Genomic DNA, 19,423 nt, shown 5'->3' with positions numbered 1-19,423 from the left:
AGAAAAAACCAGCTATTAGCTAGTTTTAATTAAAATATTAATGTGAAAACAAAATAGATGACTAGTAAGATACCCAATCCAATACGGTATTTACCAAATAATGTAAAGTCATGTTTTTTGACATAATCCGTCAAAAATTTAATGGCTACTAAACTAACAAGGAAGGCTGTTAAACTAGCTACTATCAAAATTAAAAGTGACCCAAAACCTAAAACATTACCTTTTAAGAAAAATTTTAATACTTTTAACAAACTTGCCCCAAACATAACAGGGATTCCTAAAAAGAAAGTAAATTCTGTAGCAACTGTACGACTTGTTCCTAAAATAATGCCCCCAAGGATCGTTGCTCCAGAGCGACTAGTTCCTGGAACAATACTTAAAACTTGAAAAAGACCAATAAACAAAGCCGTTTTATAAGACATTTTAGCTAAACTTGTTACCTGAGGTTCAACATTTTTATGTCGTTTTTCTACCCAAATAAAGGCAACCCCGTAAACAATTAACATTAAGGCAACTGAGATAAAGTTATGGAAATGGGTATTGAACCAATTATCAAACAGAAGACCGATGACCACAACAGGTAATATAGCAATCAGTACTTTGGCCCACAATTGCCATGTTAACCGAATCTCATTATCAGTTTTTCCTGGTTGAAACGGATTAAGACGTTTAAAGTATATCACGATAACAGCTAAGATTGCTCCCAATTGAATAACAACGTTAAACATTTCCGTAAAAGCCGCACTTTGGTTAAGTTTAACAAACTCTTCAACCAAAATTAGGTGGCCTGTACTAGAAATTGGTAACCATTCCGTAACACCTTCGATAACGCCAAAAAAAATGGCCTTTAATAACTCAACAAATAACATATATGCTCCTTGACATTTTACTATTATACATTGTATCAAAATTTTTTAGGTTTAGCTTAAAATCGTTCTACTATTTTAGAAAGATTCGCCTGAAAAACCACTGCTTCTAGCAGTTCCATTTGAAACATTGAAATGGCTAGCGTGTGTAGCAGTAACAACTGAGGCGCCAATATTTTGAATTAGTTCAACAGAGTATGGAGAAATCAACTGATAGTTTTGATTAAACACATTGTCTTGAAGAGTAATGTCATGCAAATCTAAAAATGCTTCAACATTTTTAGCATAACCAAAAAGATTAGCATAGACAAGAACACGATTCCAAACAATAATACTTTCAATATCAGCTTGTTCAAAATGATTAATATTTTTTAGCATTCTTCTGAAGGCATCCCATGCTTCTCTATCAAGCTTACCCTTCTCAGTGAGGACACCTTGTAACTTATAGTGTCTATCTTTTTTGTTGAATTGATAAGCCAAAAGAAAGAAAATAACAATAATTGCTAAATATAGTATAGACAACTTAAACTGGGCGAGATTTAATAAATAGTAAACACTTGCTAGCTGGATTATTATTCCAAAATAAATAAAAATCTTACTCACCACTAAACCAACTGATTCTAGTCTAGACATATCTCTATAATGTTCCTTAAGAAGAGGTCCTGACTCTCTTTTGATAGCTAGAGTCATTTCGTTCAAAGTCTTCTTTAACAATTGAATATGTCTATTACCTCGGCTTCTAACTTGGTTTTCAAGCTCTTTACCCACATATTTATCCTTTAGACTCAGTGAAAGATTAACATCAAAGAAATAACGATTAAATATATCTTTAACCTTTAATGTCGTAGCTGTACCAAATGCCATTTGCAAAAATAGCTCTTCATAATCTTGTAAATCATCTTGCGAAATAATCGTGACAACTGGACCTGATGGGGTATTTGTTAGAGATAGAACTTGTCTATCTACTAAGTCAAGCAATGTTGCCTGTAATACATTTTCAAAGGTAATATCATCTTTAAATGATGATCGATTTAAAGGACTTAGCTTATTTAAATCTAAATTATAAATACTATCTGCTACCATTAAGGGACTGAGATACCCTGGAAGTCCATTGAACCGATTATCATCGTCTGTTTTAAATCGACTGATCGATCGCTTGACCAAATAACGGATAAGAAGTGACAAGGCTAATAAAGCTGTGACAATAACAATTAACTGATAGTTAAAAAAATTTCTTACATTTTGACTATCACGCTTTATCTTCTCTTCTATTTTTAGAAAATTATCCTTATAATTTTGATGACTAACAGGTGCATCAACAACAGATGCATCCCACGCCCCATGTAAAGCTAAAATATTTTTCACATTATATGAAGTAAATTGAAACTGATTATTTTTTTGAGTAATCTTATCACGATCAAAATGTCCACGATGAACATTCAGTTGCTTAAACTGACTATCTTTCTGCGTTTTAACTGTAAACGATACTTTCTGAATCGGCTGATCCCAATTAGAAATTGGAACCCAATTTAAAATGGCAACATCGTTATATTTGTATAACATCTGGTGAAGTTGCCAAACAATGACAATCTTTATCTGATCATTTTCATGTCCTGAATTCAATACTTTGACATTTAATCCATCTCCGAATTCAACAATTTTTTTTGAAAACTGTATCGGCTTTCCATTCTTAAAAACCTGTATCTTGGGGTTATTATCAATGACGAATCCTTGCGGAACTCTACCTGCAGTCCCTAAACCAATATATTGGCCACCAAAATCGGAACGAAAAATAAAAGTAACCTCTTCCCTAAATTGGGCAGAATTGTCCTCGTTAATAGTTAGGGCACCATTATATGACGGTATACGATAACGAACATCATTTGCACTTACAGAACTAGAAAGAAATGAAAAGACGAGGCATAGAACAACTAGCATTTTTTTCACGGCATATCCTACTTTCTGACATTATTTTACCACATCTTTTTATAAAATATAAGCTATTTCAGAAAGCTCCTACTAATTTTTACTCAAAAAAACTTCGTTTTCTGTATAATTTTCCATTTCCTGTTTTTTTAGATTGAAATAAGCAACTAATTACTGTAAAATAATGGATATTACAATTTATAAGACAGGAGTCTTTTTATGAAAAAGCTACTTTACGGTTGCTTGTTTACATTCTTCCTTTTGATTGGAGGAATTGGGAATGCACAAGCAGATCAATATTTACGTGTCGGGATGGAGGCAGCCTATGCGCCGTTCAACTGGACACAAGACACAAATGCAAATGGTGCTGCACCAATTGAAGGAACTAATCAATTCGCTAACGGCTATGATGTCCAAGTTGCTCAAAAAGTCGCAAAGCAAATGCATAAAAAATTATTAGTTGTTAAAACATCTTGGACAGGTCTGATCCCAGCTTTAACATCTGGTAAAATCGACATGATTGCTGCAGGGATGAGCCCGACAGAAGAACGAAAAAAAGAAATTGCTTTTTCAGATAGCTACTATACTAGTGAGCCCGTCTTAGTCGTTAAAGCAAGCAGTAAATTCGCTAAAGCAAGTTCTCTAGCAGACTTTGCAGGAGCAAAAATTACTGCGCAACAAGGCGTTTGGCATGTCAATTTAATCCCTCAAATTAGCGGTGTAAAAGCTCAAACACCAATGGGTGATTTTTCACAAATGAGGCAAGCCTTATCATCTGGTGTTATTGATGGTTACATCTCAGAACGCCCTGAGGCAATGACTGCTGAAAATGCTAACGCTTCTTTTAAAATGGTTTCCTTGAAAAAAGGTAACGGCTTTACCGTGTCAGAATCAGATGCTGCGATTGCCGTCGGCATGCGAAAGGACGATTCTCGCATTAATGATGTTAATACTGTTCTATCAAACTTAGATGAAAAAGATCGTATTGACCTAATGGACAAGATGGTTGCCTTACAACCTAAAGAAAAAAAATCAGCAGACAATACCAAACCAAATTTCTTTAAACAAATGTGGGCTATCGTTGAGAAGAATTGGAAACAATTCCTTCGCGGAACAGGCTTAACCTTATTGATTTCAACTATTGGTACTGTTGTTGGTTTAATTATTGGTCTATTAATTGGTATCTACCGTACAGCTCCTAAAGCAAAAAACAAGGCGCTAGCCATTCTCCAAAAAATCTTCTCAATCTTTTTAAATGTCTATATTGAAGTGTTCCGTGGAACACCGATGATTGTTCAATCAATGGTCATCTACTATGGAACAGCACAAGCCTTTGGAGTATCACTTGATCGCACGCTGGCAGCTATTTTCATTGTTTCCATCAACACTGGTGCTTATATGACAGAAATTGTCCGTGGTGGTATCTTATCTGTTGATAAGGGGCAATTTGAAGCCGCTACTGCTTTAGGCTTCACCCATGGACAAACAATGCGAAAAATTGTTATCCCTCAGGTTATGCGAAACATATTACCTGCCACAGGTAATGAATTTGTTATCAATATCAAAGATACATCTGTATTGAATGTTATTTCTGTTGTAGAACTATACTTCTCTGGTAATACCGTTGCTACTCAGAACTACCAGTACTTCCAAACATTCTCTGTTATTGCAGTTATTTACTTTATCCTCACCTTTACGGTAACTCGTATTCTACGCTATATTGAAGGTCGTTTAGATGAAGATACCTATACAACAGCTGCAAATCAATTACAAGTAGAGGAGGCCTAAGATGTCAGAAGCTATTATTGAAATTAAACATTTAAAGAAATCTTACGGTAAAAACGAAGTCCTCAAAGATATTTCCCTAACAGTAAACAAAGGAGAAGTTATCTCTATTATAGGTTCATCTGGTTCAGGTAAATCAACACTCTTACGTTCCATTAATCTATTAGAAGAACCTTCTGCTGGCCAAGTTCTTTTTCACGGCAAGAATGTTTTAGAAAACGACTATAACCTGACGCACTACCGCGAAAAATTAGGAATGGTTTTTCAATCTTTCAACTTATTCGAAAATCTAAATGTTCTCGAAAATGCTATTGTCGCTCAAACAACTGTTCTAAAACGCAATCGCAATGAAGCTGAACAAATTGCAAAAGAAAACCTCAATGCAGTTGGATTAACAGAACAATACTGGAAAGCCAAACCTAGACAATTATCTGGCGGACAAAAACAACGTGTTGCTATCGCGCGTGCCCTCTCAGTTAATCCTGAAGCTATGCTATTTGATGAACCAACATCAGCTCTTGACCCTGAAATGGTCGGCGAAGTTTTAAAAACAATGCAAGATTTGGCTAAATCTGGTCTTACGATGATCATCGTAACCCACGAAATGGATTTTGCAAGAGATGTATCAAATCGTGTTATCTTTATGGACAAAGGTGTGATTGCCGAGGAAGGTAGCCCACAACAAATCTTTGAAACCCCTCAACAAGAGCGGACAAAAGAATTTTTACAACGTTTCTTAAAATAAGAGAATCATTACGATTCTCTTTTTATTCACAATATGCTTTACCAGTTAAGTATATTGTGTTATACTATCTCTATTAACGTTAATAATCTATTTACAGGAGGTTTCAATGGCAGAAAAAACTGACTTATCGTCAGCTTACCGCAGACTAAAAAGTCCAAATATAAAAACAAAAAAACGTGCTCTAAAAATTATTCATGAGCATAAGAGATCTGGAAAAAAATAGTCCAATCTAAAGTCAGACAAAAAAACAAGTAAGACAAATCCCTCCGTCTTACTTGTTTTTTTATTTGGTTTTAAGAGCTGATAAAACTTGAGTACGAATATCATCTACACCATTTGGTGTATTTGGTAAAAAGAGTGTTTGATTTCCTTTTGCCGCAAATGTGTTTAACGTATCTAAATATTGGTTAGTCAAGAGAATTGACATGATTTGCTCTTCATTCAAGCTAATATTTGCTTCTTTTAGTTCTTGGATTGATTCAGCTAATCCATCAACAATCGCTTTACGTTGTTGTGCAATACCAACACCATGGAGACGATCTTTTTCAGCTTCTGCTGATGCTGCAGTCACAATTTTAATCTTATCTGCTTCAGCAAGTTCTTGAGCTGCAACACGTTTACGCTGTGCTGCATTTATTTCATTCATAGATTGCTTAACTTCTGCATCAGGTTCAACCTTTGTTATCAATGTCTTCACAATGATATAACCATATGTTGACATTTCTTCTGCCACTTGATGTTGCACTTCCAATGCAATCTCATCTTTTTTCTCAAATAATTCATCTAATGTTAATTTAGGAACAGATGACCGTAAGGCATCTTCAATATATGATTTGATTTGAGCTTCAGGTTTCATCAATTTATAATAAGCATCCGTAACATTTTGCTCATTTACACGGTATTGTGTTGCAATATTCAATGTCACAAAAACATTATCCTTGGTTTTTGTTTCAACAATAATTTCTGTTTGCAAGAGACGTAATTGAACACGCGCAGCTATTTTATCAATACCAAATGGTAAGCGGATGTGAATCCCACTAGTCGACGTTTTTTGATATTTCCCAAAACGCTCAATAATCGCAACGGTTTGTTGCTTTACAACGTATAATGTACTGCCAATAATTGATAAGATGATGATTACCAATACGACAAAGAAAATTAAAGACAACACCATAAAAATCTCCTCCTCTGCCAGATCTATCTGGACTATTGTTAAACAAGTCAAGTTGACTTATTGTTATGATACAATTATAATCATTTCCATCTCATTGTCAACATATTTTTTAATTTTTTTCTCTAAAAAAAGAGTAAAATGTCTATTTTACTCTTTTACTATGATTTACTCTACACTCATTAAATAAGGATAAACTGGTTGATCTCCTTGGTGGATTTCAACTTCAATACCTTCATACTTGTTTTCTAAGTATGCTGCTAATTCTTCTGCTAAAGTTTGATCACCTTCTTCGCCAATAAAAATAGTTACAATTTCACTATCTTCATTAATCATCTGTTCAAAAGTAGCTTTCATTGCTTCTTCTATATCAGATACAGAAACGACAATCTTACCATCAACCATTCCTAGGTAATCATTTTCATGGATTTCTAAGCCATCAATACTTGTATCTCTAACAGCTAAAGTTAAACTTCCTGAAACAACCTCTGAAAGACTTGTTGTCATAGCAGCAACATTGTCATCTAATGATTGACTCGGATCAAAAGCTAATAAACTAGTGAAGCCTTGAGGGACTGTGCGTGTTTCTACTACAGCAGCTGGAATATCAACAACTTCTGCAGCTGATTGCGCCGCCATAAAGATATTTTTGTTATTTGGTAGGATAATGACTTGTTTGGCATTTACTGCCTCAATAGCTTTTACAATATCTTCCGTTGATGGATTCATCGTTTGTCCACCAGAGATAATATAGTCCACACCTTGACCCTTAAATATTTCAGCTAAACCATCACCAGCAACAACTGAGATAATCGCCATCTCTTTTGCTTCAGCTTTTTTAGTTTCGTTACTTGATTTAACAACTTGTGCGTCGTGTTGGCTACGCATATTGTCAACTTTGATTTTTACAAGTGCGCCGTACTTCAATCCTTCTTGCATAACAAGTCCTGGATCTTCTGTATGGACGTGAACTTTAACAATTTCATCATCATTAACAACTAAAAGTGAGTCACCCAATTGACTTAAGTAACCTTGGAACTCTTCATAGTTAAATTCTTTTATATAAGTTGGTCCTTGTTTAAGAGCAACCATGATTTCAGTACAATAACCATAAGTAATATCTTCGGTAGCAACATGTCCAATGACAGCCTTATGGTGCTCCGCATTAATCATCTCAGACATATTTGCAGGAGTTGCAACGTACTCTTCTGAAGCCACATAGTCACCATTCATTGCTGACATAAAGCCTTCATAAATATAAACTAAACCTTGACCACCTGAGTCGACAACACCTACTTCTTTAAGAACAGGAAGCATATCTGGTGTCTTAGCTAAGGCACGTTTTGCTCCTTTTAATGCTGCTGCCATTATTTCAACCGCATCATCAGTTTCTTCGGATTTTTTCAATGCTGCAGTAGCTGCTCCGCGTGAAACAGTTAAAATAGTTCCCTCAACCGGTTTCATCACTGCTTTATAGGCAACCTCTACACCTGATTGGAAAGCCAATGCTAAATCTTTACCATCTAACTCTTCTTTATCTTTAATGCTTTGGCCGAAACCACGAAAGAGTTGAGAGGTAATAACACCAGAATTCCCTCGAGCACCCATTAGTAAGCCTTTCGACAAAATTTGTCCTACTTCACCAACAGTTGAAGCCGGCTTATCAGCTACCTCTTTAGCTCCATTATCCATAGTCATGCCCATGTTCGTACCTGTATCACCATCGGGAACAGGAAAGACATTTAAAGAATTGACATATTCCGCTTGATTTCCTAAGCGAGTTGCTGCAGCTTGAACCATTTCTTGGAATAAGCTTGTTGTAATTTTAGACACTAATTTTCTCCCACAACCTTGATATTTTGCACGTAAACATTTACCATATCAGCAGAAAGTCCTAATTGACTTTCTAAGTTAAATTTTACACGCTCTTGGATATTCTTTGATACTTCACTAATCTTCACACCATAACTCATTACAGTGTAGACATCAACAGCGATACCCTCTTCTGTTGATTTAACTACAACACCTTTTGCGTAGTTTTCTTTACCAAGTAATGATTGAAAATTGTCCTTAAGAGCACTCTTACTAGCCATGCCAACAACCCCAAAAATTTCGGTTGCTGAACCACCAACGACAGTTGCAATAACGTCATCGGATAGTTCTATGAGACCATCAGTTGTATTAATTTTTACAGTCATATTTACTACCTCAAAAAGTTTTTATCAACCCATTTTATCATAAACTAACAACATTGTAAAAAAATATAGGCAAAAGGATACGTGAAGTCCTCATTAATTTTTTAAAAAAATAAGAAAAAAAGCCCTAAGGCTTATTTCTATTAAACGCGTTCTACTTTACCAGATTTAAGTGCACGAGCTGAAACCCAAACTTTCTTTGGTTTACCATCAATAAGAACAGTAACTTTTTGAAGATTTGGTTTAACAGTACGTTTAGTTTGGTTCATAGCGTGTGAACGATTGTTACCAGATACAGTTTTACGACCTGTAAAATAACATACTTTAGCCATTTTGTTTGTTTCCTCCTACGTAGAATATGTTAACGGATGTGCTAGCACCACATACTAAACTATTCTATCATATGCTTATATGTTTGGCAAGGCTTTTTCTGAGACAATTTATTGAGTACCTAAATGATGACAAATGCGATCATAAAGGTTGTCTAAAGTGCCATCATAAGTAATTTCAGTGATATTATCTTCTATGCCATCAATAAACTGATAAGTATAGGCAACACCTGAAGGGTTTAAAACTGCCATTTTTAACAAGGGATTATGCGCGTGCGAAACGGTTAGCGATTCTTTTCTTTCGACATCAATTGGAACGGTGTATTTGAATAAAATATCCCTTTGACTAACTCTACCAACTAAATAACCTGTTTTGAAAAAACGCTCTTGTAATTCTTGTATTTCCAAATCAGTCATTTGTTATTTCCCCATTTTCACTTCTTTTTCAATTTCAGATAGCAATAAATACATTAGCTGAATACATAATTCTGACTTACCAACATTATCAGTTGTTCCTGTTAGATAAATGCTTAACTGAGGACAGTAGAAAGCAAAGGCACCAGAAATACCCGAATGCCCGTAAAATTTAGGACGATCATCATTATTTCCCATCGCAATCATCATATGCCCACCACCATATTTAACAGGCGCATAGTCAGATTGAAGGGGATAATAATTCATTAACTTATCCCAATGACTCTCCTGAAACAATCTTCCCTCAAAGAAAGCTCGTATAAAGACCATTAAGTCAGCAGTAGTTGATACACCACCTCCGGCTCCCTGACCACTCGAAATGACTTTCGGTCGTTCAATATATCTTTTCCCTGTGTATAATGGAGGGATTGCCGCAAATTCACTACTGGTCAAGAAAGAATGCGTTAAGTCCAGTGGTTGCATAATCAACTCTTCAATACAAGCATCTAAATCCTGATGGTAAATAGTCTCAATAATCACTCCTAATAATGTAAAATTAATATCTGCATAATAGGCTGCTTGACTTCCTGGTAGAAAATGAGCTGGTGTTTGTTTTACCCAGTCAATCATTTCTTGCCAAGTATAAGAGAAATCTCCATTTGCAATCTGATTTCTTAATACAACAGGTTGTTCATAAAAAATATTACCAAGCCCACTACGTTGAAATAATAAATCTTTAATTGTCAAACCTGTTTCTTGCCCAGATGGCAACATGCTATGAATACCAACAAGCTTTTCTTTTGGCACGAAATCGGTTACAATAGAGTTATATGATAATTTTTCTTGATCAATAAGTTGCAAAATTAATGTCGTTACCCATAATTTTGTAACACTAGCCATTAAAAAAGGTGAATTATCTTGAATCGGTCCGTGAGATAAATGGATTTTTTCTTTCCCATCTTTTGATTCAATGGCAACTATTGCTTTAGGTAACTGATTTTTTTGAGCAAAATTGCTAAATAATTTAGCTAATTTTTCCTTATTCATTTTATCACGCTCCTCCCACACTATCATCTTTGTGTGGATTTATTCTAGAAAGACTGCTTATGGATATCAGACAACTTTCCTATTTCTTAACTATTGCTAAAGCACAGAATTATTCACATGCCTCTAAGTCCCTCTTTGTTTCTCAGCCGGCACTAAAACAGGCTATTTCAAAAATGGAAGACGAGTTGAACGCACCGCTCTTCGTTTATCAAAACCACCGACTCAATCTTACTGAAACAGGGAAGATGCTTCAAGAACGTGGTGAGCCTATTCTTAAAGACTTCAACCAATTGGTTTTTGACCTCCAAGAGCATGTCGAAAACAGAAAGCAAAATTTGACCATTGGAGTTACTTTTTTGACCATGTTACAGTATATGGACCAAATTTCGCGCTTTATCCGACAAAATCCTTCAATTAACCTTCAGATTGTTCAAGATGGTTCTATGAAATTGCAACATTTACTCGTGAAAGAAAAAATTGACATTGGCATTTTGTCCTTACCACAAGTTGAACCGGATATTATTATTGATTTTCTAGATATCACAGAATCGAGTTATTCTGGGTGTGTTGTTGTTCCAAAAGGTCATCCTTTAGCGTGTAAAAAAAATGTTGTTTTCACAGATTTAGCTCCTTATAATATCGCTAGTCTTAGCGACAATTTCGCCTTAGGCGTTTATACCAAAGAACGCAGCCAAGAATTAAAAACGAGCGATCACATTATTTTAGTGCATGATGATTTTGAAATATTGCTACGCAGTTTAGATCGACTAGATGCAATAACAATCTTGCCAAAGGAATTAGAAGAGTACAGTTCCATGGAAGAATTAGTTTGGATTCCTCTAATGGATAGTCGTAATTTGTACAAGCAAGGTCTAGCATATCGTAAAAAACTGGATAAAAATTCAGATGCCATTCAAAAATTTATCCAAGCTATTAAACTGTAAGTTTAGTCTTCAAAGGTTAGAACTTGATAGTCTTCTTCATTATTAATAACACGTAATCCCCCGAGTGCAAGAGCTTCAAGCTCAAATTCACCTGGGTAAGCCTTGAATTGACCAATAAAGCCAGTGCGTTTAGCAACTTCTTTACAAAGTTCATTTGAATAAGCCATGCCACCAGTCAAGATGACCCTATCAATTGGTCCTTCAATGCTAACTGCTAAAGCTGCAAGTGTCTTGGCAATTCCTAATGCTAGGGCATCAAAAACAAGTTTAGCATAGGCATCACCAGCTTCAATTCGAGCTTGAACGTCGCGTAAATCAGCTGTCTCACAATGTGATTGGAGGCCAGCTTTTTTTCTTGCCAATTTATTGAATTCTGGGATTCCCATTTCTTTGATTAATGGCAAAATAGCTTTCAAAGGCATCCCACCTGAACGCTCAGCTGAAAACATAATTTCATCGTCAGAAATAAAGTCAACAACCTGACCATGCTGATGTCCAGAAGCACTAGAACCACCACCAATATGAGCAATAACTAAGTTAACGTCATCATAAGATTTGCCTAAATCTTCTGCAGCTTTTCTTGCCACAGCACGCATATTCAAATGATGACCAGTAGAGGTTCTTTCAATTCCTTTTATCCCTGTTAAGCGAGAAACCTCAGCCATTGAATCAACAGTTACGGGATCATAGATAAAGGCATCTTTGCCATCACCATAATCAGCCATTAAAGCTTTCGCTAATTTAGCTCCTAAATTAGAAGGGTGCTCTAAGACAGGACGAAATTCTAAATGATGAATCACGTCATCATTGGCCAATATAGCACCTGGTTTAACTGGACCAATAAGTCCACCACGACCTACAGCTAAATCAATATATTCTACATGATGCTTTGCCATAATAGCCTTAATGTCACTGAGACGTAGGTCAAACTGATCGTAAACTTTTTCAAATTGACTCAAATCGTTAGCTTGATAAATCACTTCATCTTTCCAGATCATTTCCTGATCATGGAAGAGAGCAACTTTTGTAGAAGTTGCACCTGGGTTTACTGTAATAACTGTTTTCATTACCTTCTCCTTATTTCTTCTCAGTCATGATAATTTGGGCAAGTAACAGTGACGCATATTTTTCTTCAAAACTTGAGCTTCTAGAAGTAATAATTACAGGAACTTGTCCTCCCATAATTAACCCTGCCATCTCAGCTCCTCCAAATAAGGTTAGTGATTTTGATGTTACATTACCAGTCACAATATCTGGAGCAAATAAAATATCTGCATCACCTTGGATATTACCAGGGTATTCTTTTTCTTTAGCACTTTCTGATGACAAAGATAAATCAATTGAAAGAGGACCCTCAACTACGAAATCTTTCTGATCCGCATAAAATTTAGCCAATTCATCTTCCATAACGGATGATGGTAATTTTGGAATAAGATTTTCAGCAGCTGATAACAAGCTAACTTTGACTTGGTCAATTCCTAATGAAGACATAACTTCAACTGCATTTGAAATCACAACTTTAGCACTTTCAAGGTCTGGTTGTAAAATTAAGCCGCCGTCAGTTACTGCAATCAGTTTGTTTAACTTCGGAACTGATAAGACAGCCACATGTGACAGGGTATCTGCTTTTCTAATACCTGTTTCTTTGTTGACAATTTCTTTTAATACTTTTCCAGTTGAGATATGCCCTTTTAAGATAGCATCTCCTTTGCCTTCACGAACTAGCTCAACAGCTTTTGCTGCAGCAGCTTGATCGTCAGCAATATCGACAATCTCATACCAGTCTGAGTCAATTCTGTAAGAGGCTAATTTTTCTGCTAATTTACTTTTGTCATCAATCAAAACAGCTTTAACACGTTTTTCTGCAACTGCTTTTTCCACACAAGCCAAAACTTCATCATCTGCCGCTTTAATTGCAATTAAATTAATTGGTTTTTCAACAGATTTGATCTCAGGGCGCGCTTCTAGTAATTTACCTATTAATAGTGACATTTCTTTTCTCCTTAATATCAAAAAGGAATACATGCACTCAGGTCTCCCCTTTAATGCCTGCACTCCTCAACAATGTTTAAATATTCAACTTGTAGTCTTCAGGTTTAACAACATGGAGAACAGTCATAAAAATATGTTTGAATAAGAAGCCAAAGGCAATCGGTGCCCCTGCAAAGACTAATATTGCGATCAGAATATTAACAGGTGACCAACCACCAGCAACCAAGTTCAAGTGATTGATTGGACCTACTAAACCACTAAAGCCAAAACCTGCACTCATTGGAGTTCCTTGGATATTGAATAACTGTGCCATCAATCCGCAACATGCTGCTGATGAAATAATTGGTAACAATGTTCTAGGGTTTTTCACAACTACTGGCATTGAAATTTTTGGTGAACCAATAAAGTGAGCTAAACTTGTTCCATGTGAGTTAACTGACCAACCTAAGATGGCAAAGGCAAAACCAGTTGCACAAATGCCTAAGTTTGCAGCTCCTGAACCAACACCTGATAGTGAAATAGCTAAGGCAATCCCAACAGTTGTAATTGGGGAAACAATCAAGACACCAAAGACAATAGCTAATAAAACACACATGATAATTGGTTGCAAGTGTAACAATTGAGCGGTACCCATACCAATTAATTGCGTAATTTTAGCAACATAAGGAAGAATGACTCTACCAAAGATACCAACAACCACTAAAAGTAGCGGTGGGATGACTAAGATGGTGTAGGCTTTCAGACCATTACCAACCCAAAGGATAAGAGCTGCACCAATAGCTGCAGTAATCATCATATTGATAATGTCACCTGTTCCTGCCATAACAATGGCACCTTTATTAAAGGAAACGGCTCCAGCTGCAAATTCAGTAGCTAGACCAAGTGAGGCCGCTTGAATCGGTGTAAACTTAAAGTTTACACCAACCATTGTTCCACAAACTAGGCCCATTAATGCATTAGACATACCAAATATCCAAATGTAGGGTGTTAAAGCAGGAAAATGTGGTGCCAGAGCTTTAAAGAGTTCTGATAAAAGTGCTCCTGGAATAAGTACTACAACAGCTCCTGTTGCAATACCGTTCAAGACATTCATAGCAAATTCTTTTGCTGTTAATTTGTTTTCCATATGTCTACCTCTATTGGTGTATAGCCTGCCCAAGTAAACTTTCACTTGCATCCATAATTGTTTCAGATAAGCTTGGGTGGTTATGTATAGTAAGGGCAATATCTTCTGCTGTTAAAAGATTTTCAATTGCCAATGTCATTTCGCCGATTAATTCACTTACTTGTGGCCCAACTAATTGAGCACCAATAATACGATTATCAGACTTGTCAGAAATCAGACGAACAAAACCATCTGAATTTCCCATTGAAAGTGAACGACCATTACTTGCAAAACGGAATGTTGCAACTTTAGGGTCTATTCCTTCTTCTTTTGCTTTTTCTTTTGTTAATCCAACAGTTGCAATTTCAGGTTGAACATAGGCAACAGTCGGAATAACCAAATAATCTGCTGCAACGCCTGGCACTTTTGCAATTGCTTCTGCTGCAATTTTACCTTCATATGAAGCTTTATGGGCTAAGGCAGGGCCTGCTGTGATATCACCGATAGCATAGATATGTGATTGATTTGATTGCATTTGTTCATTTACAATAATCAAGCCACGGTCATCAAGGTCAACACCAGCTAATTCAATACTAATTTCATCTGTGTTTGGACGACGTCCAACCATTACTGCAATCTTATCTGCTCGAATACTCTCTTCTTTTTCACCAGTTTGGTAAAAGAGACTTAGCCCATCCTCTGTTTTTTCATAACGAGATGCTTTTGCAGTTGTTAAGATTGTCATGCCTAGCTTCTCAGCTTGCGCTAAGACTGGTTTAACCAAGTCTGGTTCAAAGCCATTTAAAATACGGTCAGTTCCTTCAAGGATTGTTACATGACTTCCTAGATTAGCATAAGCCATTGCCAATTCCATACCAATATAGCCACCACCAATGATTGCTAATTCTTTTGGTACTTCTTGCAAACCTAAGAGACCAGTTGAATCTAAAATGTCTTCATTAAATTTAAAGGCTTTTAATTCAATTGGACGGCTACCTAATGCCAAAATCGCATTTTTGAAACGATAGCCTTCACCTAAACTATCCTCGGGTGTAACATGTAAGGTATCTGAAGAGATAAAGTGTGCTTCACCTTTGACAATTTCAACTTTATTTTTCTTTAATAACGTTTCAATTCCACCAGTTAATTTGCCGACAACTTCTTGGTTTTTCCAAGTTTGCGCTTGGGCAAAATCTAATTCACCTGAAAGAGTCAATCCATAAGGAGTTGATTCTTTTGTTTTAGCAAACTCATGACCGACATGTATCAATGCTTTTGAAGGAATGCAACCTACATTCAAACATGTTCCGCCAATTGCTTCTTTTTCAACAATAACAACTTTTTGACCAAGTTGGGAAGCACGAATTGCCGCCACATAGCCACCTGGTCCTGAGCCGATGACAATTGTATCGACTTCATTTGTAAATCCACCAACTACCATCTTCTTACCCCTCTGCTAATAATAAATCTGGATCGTTCAAGTAGCTCTTAAGGAGATTAATTGCTTGTTGTGCATAAACACCGTCAACTGCACGGTGATCAAATGCAAATGAAATCTTCATAACGTTTTTAAGAACTGGATTACCTTCTTCATCTGGAAGGAATACCTTGTCAATACGACCAACATTGAGAATTGCTACTTCTGGCAAGTTAATGATTGGAGTTGACCAAACACCTGCTGTTGCTGCCGCACCAACGTTTGTTACTGAAATTGAACCTTTGCCCATATCAGCAGCTCCGATTTTACCATCGCGTGCTTTAGTTGAGATTTCAGAAATTTCATTTGCAATGTCAAATAAACTCTTACGTTCCGCATTACGAATCATTGGAACCATCAAACCACGAGGTGTATCCGTAGCTACACCAATATTAAAGTATTGATGTCTATGGATTTCATTTTTATCCATATCAAGGGATACATTTAAGTCTGGGAAACGTTTCAACATCGCTACTAAAGCTTTCACCAAATATGGTGTAAATGTTAATTTAATATCTTTTTGCGCAGCAATAACTTTCATCTTATTACGATGTGTAACTAGAGCATCAACTTCAACTTGGTCAAAGACAGTTACTTGAGCTACTTGAGTGCTACTCTTAGATAAAGCGTCAGCGATTGTACGACGCATAGAAGGCATTTTTTCAATCACTTCAGCAAACTCTTCTTGACTTGCTTTAGCTTTTGGAGCTTCTGTTTTAGTTTCTTCTGTTGCAAGAGTTTCAACTTGTGCTGTTTGAGTTTCAGTTGATTGGCTAGCTTTATTGCCACCATTAGCTATAAAGTTATCCACATCTTCAATTGTAATGCGTCCATGATTACCAGTTCCTTGAACTTGTGATAAATCAATATTTTTTGAACGCGCATATTTACGGACACGGGGAACTGCAAGATGACGAACATCTCCCTGGTTAACCACTGGGGCAGAACTTGATTCTGAGCTTTCAGTTGTTTTTTCTTGGTCTAAGTTAGTTTGTGCAAGTTCAGCAACCGGTGCTGGACTTTCCACTTTTGTTTCTGCAACAGTTGCATCAGGACCACCGCCGTTTAAAACAGCTTTCAATTCTTCTTCAGTTTCAGCAATATCTGCAATAGGTTGTCCTACAATTCCGATATCTCCTGCTTCAACATAAATTTTAGCTAAGTAACCATTTACTGGACACGGCAATTCAACAACTGCTTTATCACTTTCAATTTCTAAGAGAACATCATCTTCTTTTACTTTATCGCCAACTTCAGCTGACCAGGACATAATTGCACTTTCGTGTGTCCCTTCACCTGCATCTGGTAGTATATATTGATACATAATTTCCCTCCTAGAATTCTACAACTTCTGTTGCTTTTGCCACAATATCGTCAACATTTGGCATCCACAATTCTTCTGCCATACCGAATGGGAAGACAGTGTCTGGAGCAGTGACACGCGCAACTGGAGCATCAAGATCCATAAAGTTACGTTCTGCAATTTCAGACATAATTTGACCTGCAGTACCTGCTTGACGTTGTGCTTCTTGAAGAACAACTGCACGGTGAGTTTTGCTCACAGAGGCTTGGATTGTTTCGTAGTCAACTGGTGAAATTGTTCTTAAGTCAATAACTTCTGCGCTGATGCCTTTTTCTGCTAATGCTTGGGCTGCTTGTACTGCTAATGGCACCATGAGACCGTAACCAATGAGAGTTACATCTGACCCTTCACGGACTACATTTGCTTTATCAAGTGGAACTGTGTAGTATCCTTCTGGAACCTCGTCTTTTACTGTACGGTAAAGGCGAAGGTGTTCCAAGAAGAATACAGGGTCTTTCGATTCAATAGAAGCAAGAAGTAAGCCTTTTGCATCATAAGCTGAAGATGGGATTACCACTCGAAGACCTGGAATTTGTGCGAACATCCCTTCTAAGCTATCTGAGTGCAATTCTGGAGTGTGAACACCTCCACCGTAAGGCGCACGAATTGTAACTTGTGCTTCGCGAGTTCCACCTGAACGGTAACGTTGACGAGGTAATTGAGCAATTAATGCATCCATTGCTTCAACGATAAAGCCAGAGAATTGGATTTCAGGAAGTGGCATAAAGCCTTCTTGAGCAAGTCCTACTGACATATGGATAATTCCTGATTCAGCAAGTGGTGTATCAAATACGCGGTCTTCACCAAATTCTTCTTGCAAGCCTGCAGTAATACGGAAAACACCACCGTTTTTACCGACATCTTCTCCAAAGATAAGTGTATTGTCATACTTTTGCATTGCTTCTTTTAAGCCATCACTAACGGCTTGTGCTAATGTAAGAACTGGCATATTAGTTTTCCTCCTTTGCAGCATAGATAGTTTTTTGCTCTCTAATATTTTGTGGGTCTTCCTCGTACATAAAGTCTAAGAAATCAGTAATTTTTTGTGGTTCAGTCTTAGCCATTTCAGCTAAAGCTTCTTTAGCTTGATCTTTAACTTCTTCATAGATTGCATCAGTTTTTTCTTGATCCCATAAGCCTTTTTCAGTTAGGTAATGACCAAGTCTGATAAGTGGATCTTTTTTACGCCATTCTTCAACTTCAGCATCTTCACGGTAACGTTTAGGATCATCTGACATTGTGTGTGGTCCGAAACGGTAAGTCATGTTTTCAATTAGAACTGGTCCATTTTCGATTGCATAGTCACGCGCTTTTTTAACAGTGTAGTAAACCGCAACTGGGTCCATACCATCAACACGGATAGCTGGGATACCTGCAGCAACGGCTTTTTGAGCTAAAGTAGATGCTTTTGTTTGACGAGAAGTTGGAACCGAAATACCATAACCGTTATTTTGAACAACAGTAATTAATTGTGCCTTGAAAACACCAGCAAAGTTAAGAGCTTCGTAGAAGTCACCTTGAGAAGTAGATGAATCACCACAAAGTGCTAAAGCCACATTAGCTTCACCTTTCATGCGTTTTCCAATTCCATTTCCTAGAGCTTGAATAGCAGTGCCCCCAACGATAACGTTTGGTGAGTACATATTTAAGTCCTCAGGATATTGATTCGCTTTGAAGTGACCTTTGTACCATAAGAAGGCTTGAGACAATTTCATCCCAAAATGAACACCAGTGAATACATCACGATAAGTTGGTGCAAAAACATCACCTTTTTCAAGTGCTAATACTGAACCGTATTGGCTAGCTTCTTGTCCTCCACCAGGCGCATAGTTACTAAGCGCACCTTGACGGTTAAGTAAGATAACACGTTCATCCATAGCTCTACCCCATGTGATAGTTTCCATTAATGTCACTAATTCTTCATCTGATAATTCAGAAATAGCAGACTCATCAACAACTTGACCTTTTTCATCCAATACTTGATACATTGGAAAATTTTCTCCGTATGATGAAACAATGTCAGTAAAGTTTAATTCACTAATTTTCATAATTTGTTTCCTTCCT

19 protein-coding genes are annotated in these 19,423 nt (G+C 36.7%); 4 read left to right on the top strand and 15 right to left on the bottom strand.

The window, feature by feature from the left end; genetic code table 11:
- Positions 1–29 precede the first annotated feature (29 nt).
- A complete protein-coding gene (locus ACVRZD_RS07755; RefSeq protein ID WP_037626823.1) occupies positions 30–869 on the bottom strand; it encodes an undecaprenyl-diphosphate phosphatase in 840 nt (279 codons plus the stop codon).
- 75 nt (positions 870–944) lie between these two features.
- A complete protein-coding gene (locus ACVRZD_RS07750; protein WP_447450417.1) occupies positions 945–2,804 on the bottom strand; it encodes a DUF2207 family protein in 1,860 nt (619 codons plus the stop codon).
- Positions 2,805–3,011: 207 nt separating this feature from the next.
- Here ACVRZD_RS07750 and ACVRZD_RS07745 point away from each other — a divergent pair, with 207 nt between their 5' ends.
- From ACVRZD_RS07745 to ACVRZD_RS07735, 3 genes are all read left to right on the top strand, one after another.
- A complete protein-coding gene (locus ACVRZD_RS07745) occupies positions 3,012–4,580 on the top strand; it encodes an ABC transporter substrate-binding protein/permease (protein WP_037626825.1) in 1,569 nt (522 codons plus the stop codon).
- A 1-nt stretch (position 4,581) separates the two neighbouring features.
- Positions 4,582–5,322 carry an amino acid ABC transporter ATP-binding protein gene (locus ACVRZD_RS07740; RefSeq protein WP_037626827.1) on the top strand — a complete coding sequence of 247 codons (741 nt, stop codon included), beginning with the start codon at positions 4,582–4,584 and terminating at the stop codon, positions 5,320–5,322.
- 106 nt (positions 5,323–5,428) lie between these two features.
- The gene (locus tag ACVRZD_RS07735; RefSeq protein WP_165994830.1) at positions 5,429–5,545 is read left to right on the top strand and encodes a putative metal homeostasis protein; all 117 of its coding nucleotides are present in this window, start codon (positions 5,429–5,431) and stop codon (positions 5,543–5,545) included.
- Positions 5,546–5,605: 60 nt separating this feature from the next.
- Here ACVRZD_RS07735 and ACVRZD_RS07730 read toward each other — a convergent pair whose 3' ends face one another.
- The 6 genes from ACVRZD_RS07730 to ACVRZD_RS07705 form a co-directional block, all read right to left on the bottom strand.
- A complete protein-coding gene (locus ACVRZD_RS07730) occupies positions 5,606–6,496 on the bottom strand; it encodes an SPFH domain-containing protein (protein WP_037626829.1) in 891 nt (296 codons plus the stop codon).
- A 165-nt stretch (positions 6,497–6,661) separates the two neighbouring features.
- Positions 6,662–8,326 (bottom strand): fatty acid kinase ATP-binding subunit FakA, encoded by a 1,665-nt coding sequence (gene fakA, locus ACVRZD_RS07725; RefSeq protein WP_037626832.1) that lies wholly within the window; start codon positions 8,324–8,326, stop codon positions 6,662–6,664.
- Positions 8,326–8,691, bottom strand: a complete 366-nt coding sequence (locus tag ACVRZD_RS07720; RefSeq protein ID WP_037626834.1) for an Asp23/Gls24 family envelope stress response protein — start codon at positions 8,689–8,691, stop codon at positions 8,326–8,328. The genes fakA and ACVRZD_RS07720 overlap by 1 nt, the downstream gene beginning before the upstream one ends.
- A gap of 140 nt (positions 8,692–8,831) precedes the next feature.
- A complete protein-coding gene (gene rpmB, locus ACVRZD_RS07715; RefSeq protein WP_001140949.1) occupies positions 8,832–9,020 on the bottom strand; it encodes a 50S ribosomal protein L28 in 189 nt (62 codons plus the stop codon).
- Between the two features lie 108 nt (positions 9,021–9,128).
- Positions 9,129–9,434 carry a hypothetical protein gene (locus ACVRZD_RS07710; protein WP_037626835.1) on the bottom strand — a complete coding sequence of 102 codons (306 nt, stop codon included), beginning with the start codon at positions 9,432–9,434 and terminating at the stop codon, positions 9,129–9,131.
- Positions 9,435–9,437: 3 nt separating this feature from the next.
- On the bottom strand, positions 9,438–10,478 hold the full coding sequence (locus tag ACVRZD_RS07705; RefSeq protein WP_447450407.1) for a serine hydrolase domain-containing protein: 1,041 nt from the start codon (positions 10,476–10,478) through the stop codon (positions 9,438–9,440).
- A 59-nt stretch (positions 10,479–10,537) separates the two neighbouring features.
- On the opposite strand from ACVRZD_RS07705, the gene ACVRZD_RS07700 reads away from it, so the two are divergent.
- On the top strand, positions 10,538–11,422 hold the full coding sequence (locus ACVRZD_RS07700; RefSeq protein ID WP_037626839.1) for a LysR family transcriptional regulator: 885 nt from the start codon (positions 10,538–10,540) through the stop codon (positions 11,420–11,422).
- 2 nt (positions 11,423–11,424) lie between these two features.
- On the opposite strand, the gene buk is transcribed toward ACVRZD_RS07700, so the two are convergent.
- From buk to pdhA, 7 genes are all read right to left on the bottom strand, one after another.
- The gene (gene buk / locus ACVRZD_RS07695; protein ID WP_037626841.1) at positions 11,425–12,489 is read right to left on the bottom strand and encodes a butyrate kinase; all 1,065 of its coding nucleotides are present in this window, start codon (positions 12,487–12,489) and stop codon (positions 11,425–11,427) included.
- A gap of 10 nt (positions 12,490–12,499) precedes the next feature.
- Positions 12,500–13,414: a phosphate acyltransferase gene (locus ACVRZD_RS07690; protein ID WP_037626842.1), complete on the bottom strand. Its 915-nt coding sequence runs from the start codon at positions 13,412–13,414 to the stop codon at positions 12,500–12,502.
- Between the two features lie 76 nt (positions 13,415–13,490).
- Positions 13,491–14,540, bottom strand: coding sequence for a PTS sugar transporter subunit IIC (locus ACVRZD_RS07685; RefSeq protein WP_037626844.1), 1,050 nt, complete (start codon positions 14,538–14,540; stop codon positions 13,491–13,493).
- Between the two features lie 10 nt (positions 14,541–14,550).
- The gene (gene lpdA / locus ACVRZD_RS07680; RefSeq protein ID WP_037626846.1) at positions 14,551–15,960 is read right to left on the bottom strand and encodes a dihydrolipoyl dehydrogenase; all 1,410 of its coding nucleotides are present in this window, start codon (positions 15,958–15,960) and stop codon (positions 14,551–14,553) included.
- Positions 15,961–15,964: 4 nt separating this feature from the next.
- Complete coding sequence (locus ACVRZD_RS07675; RefSeq protein WP_037626849.1) at positions 15,965–17,320, bottom strand: dihydrolipoamide acetyltransferase family protein; 1,356 nt, start codon at positions 17,318–17,320, stop codon at positions 15,965–15,967.
- Positions 17,321–17,330: 10 nt separating this feature from the next.
- Positions 17,331–18,308, bottom strand: a complete 978-nt coding sequence (locus ACVRZD_RS07670; protein WP_447450406.1) for an alpha-ketoacid dehydrogenase subunit beta — start codon at positions 18,306–18,308, stop codon at positions 17,331–17,333.
- Position 18,309: 1 nt separating this feature from the next.
- Entirely contained in the window at positions 18,310–19,407 is a 1,098-nt protein-coding gene (gene pdhA / locus ACVRZD_RS07665; protein WP_037626853.1) for a pyruvate dehydrogenase (acetyl-transferring) E1 component subunit alpha, read from the bottom strand.
- Between the last annotated feature and the right edge of the window lie 16 nt (positions 19,408–19,423).

This window comes from Streptococcus hongkongensis (assembly GCF_053206145.1).
The sequence above is the reverse complement of the archived record's forward strand: the minus strand, read 5'-3'. Positions and strand labels throughout refer to the sequence as shown.

Bases quoted from the DNA above. Each gene is read 5' to 3' on its own strand.
- ACVRZD_RS07755 (WP_037626823.1), bottom strand. From the start codon at position 869: ATGTTATTTGTTGAGTTATTAAAGGCCATTTTTTTTGGCGTTATCGAA.
- ACVRZD_RS07750 (WP_447450417.1), bottom strand. From the start codon at position 2,804: ATGCTAGTTGTTCTATGCCTCGTCTTTTCATTTCTTTCTAGTTCTGTA.
- ACVRZD_RS07745 (WP_037626825.1), top strand. From the start codon at position 3,012: ATGAAAAAGCTACTTTACGGTTGCTTGTTTACATTCTTCCTTTTGATT.
- ACVRZD_RS07740 (WP_037626827.1), top strand. From the start codon at position 4,582: ATGTCAGAAGCTATTATTGAAATTAAACATTTAAAGAAATCTTACGGT.
- ACVRZD_RS07735 (WP_165994830.1), top strand. From the start codon at position 5,429: ATGGCAGAAAAAACTGACTTATCGTCAGCTTACCGCAGACTAAAAAGT.
- ACVRZD_RS07730 (WP_037626829.1), bottom strand. From the start codon at position 6,496: ATGGTGTTGTCTTTAATTTTCTTTGTCGTATTGGTAATCATCATCTTA.
- ACVRZD_RS07720 (WP_037626834.1), bottom strand. From the start codon at position 8,691: ATGACTGTAAAAATTAATACAACTGATGGTCTCATAGAACTATCCGAT.
- rpmB (WP_001140949.1), bottom strand. From the start codon at position 9,020: ATGGCTAAAGTATGTTATTTTACAGGTCGTAAAACTGTATCTGGTAAC.
- ACVRZD_RS07710 (WP_037626835.1), bottom strand. From the start codon at position 9,434: ATGACTGATTTGGAAATACAAGAATTACAAGAGCGTTTTTTCAAAACA.
- ACVRZD_RS07705 (WP_447450407.1), bottom strand. From the start codon at position 10,478: ATGAATAAGGAAAAATTAGCTAAATTATTTAGCAATTTTGCTCAAAAA.
- ACVRZD_RS07700 (WP_037626839.1), top strand. From the start codon at position 10,538: ATGGATATCAGACAACTTTCCTATTTCTTAACTATTGCTAAAGCACAG.
- buk (WP_037626841.1), bottom strand. From the start codon at position 12,489: ATGAAAACAGTTATTACAGTAAACCCAGGTGCAACTTCTACAAAAGTT.
- ACVRZD_RS07690 (WP_037626842.1), bottom strand. From the start codon at position 13,414: ATGTCACTATTAATAGGTAAATTACTAGAAGCGCGCCCTGAGATCAAA.
- ACVRZD_RS07685 (WP_037626844.1), bottom strand. From the start codon at position 14,540: ATGGAAAACAAATTAACAGCAAAAGAATTTGCTATGAATGTCTTGAAC.
- lpdA (WP_037626846.1), bottom strand. From the start codon at position 15,960: ATGGTAGTTGGTGGATTTACAAATGAAGTCGATACAATTGTCATCGGC.
- ACVRZD_RS07675 (WP_037626849.1), bottom strand. From the start codon at position 17,320: ATGTATCAATATATACTACCAGATGCAGGTGAAGGGACACACGAAAGT.
- ACVRZD_RS07670 (WP_447450406.1), bottom strand. From the start codon at position 18,308: ATGCCAGTTCTTACATTAGCACAAGCCGTTAGTGATGGCTTAAAAGAA.
- pdhA (WP_037626853.1), bottom strand. From the start codon at position 19,407: ATGAAAATTAGTGAATTAAACTTTACTGACATTGTTTCATCATACGGA.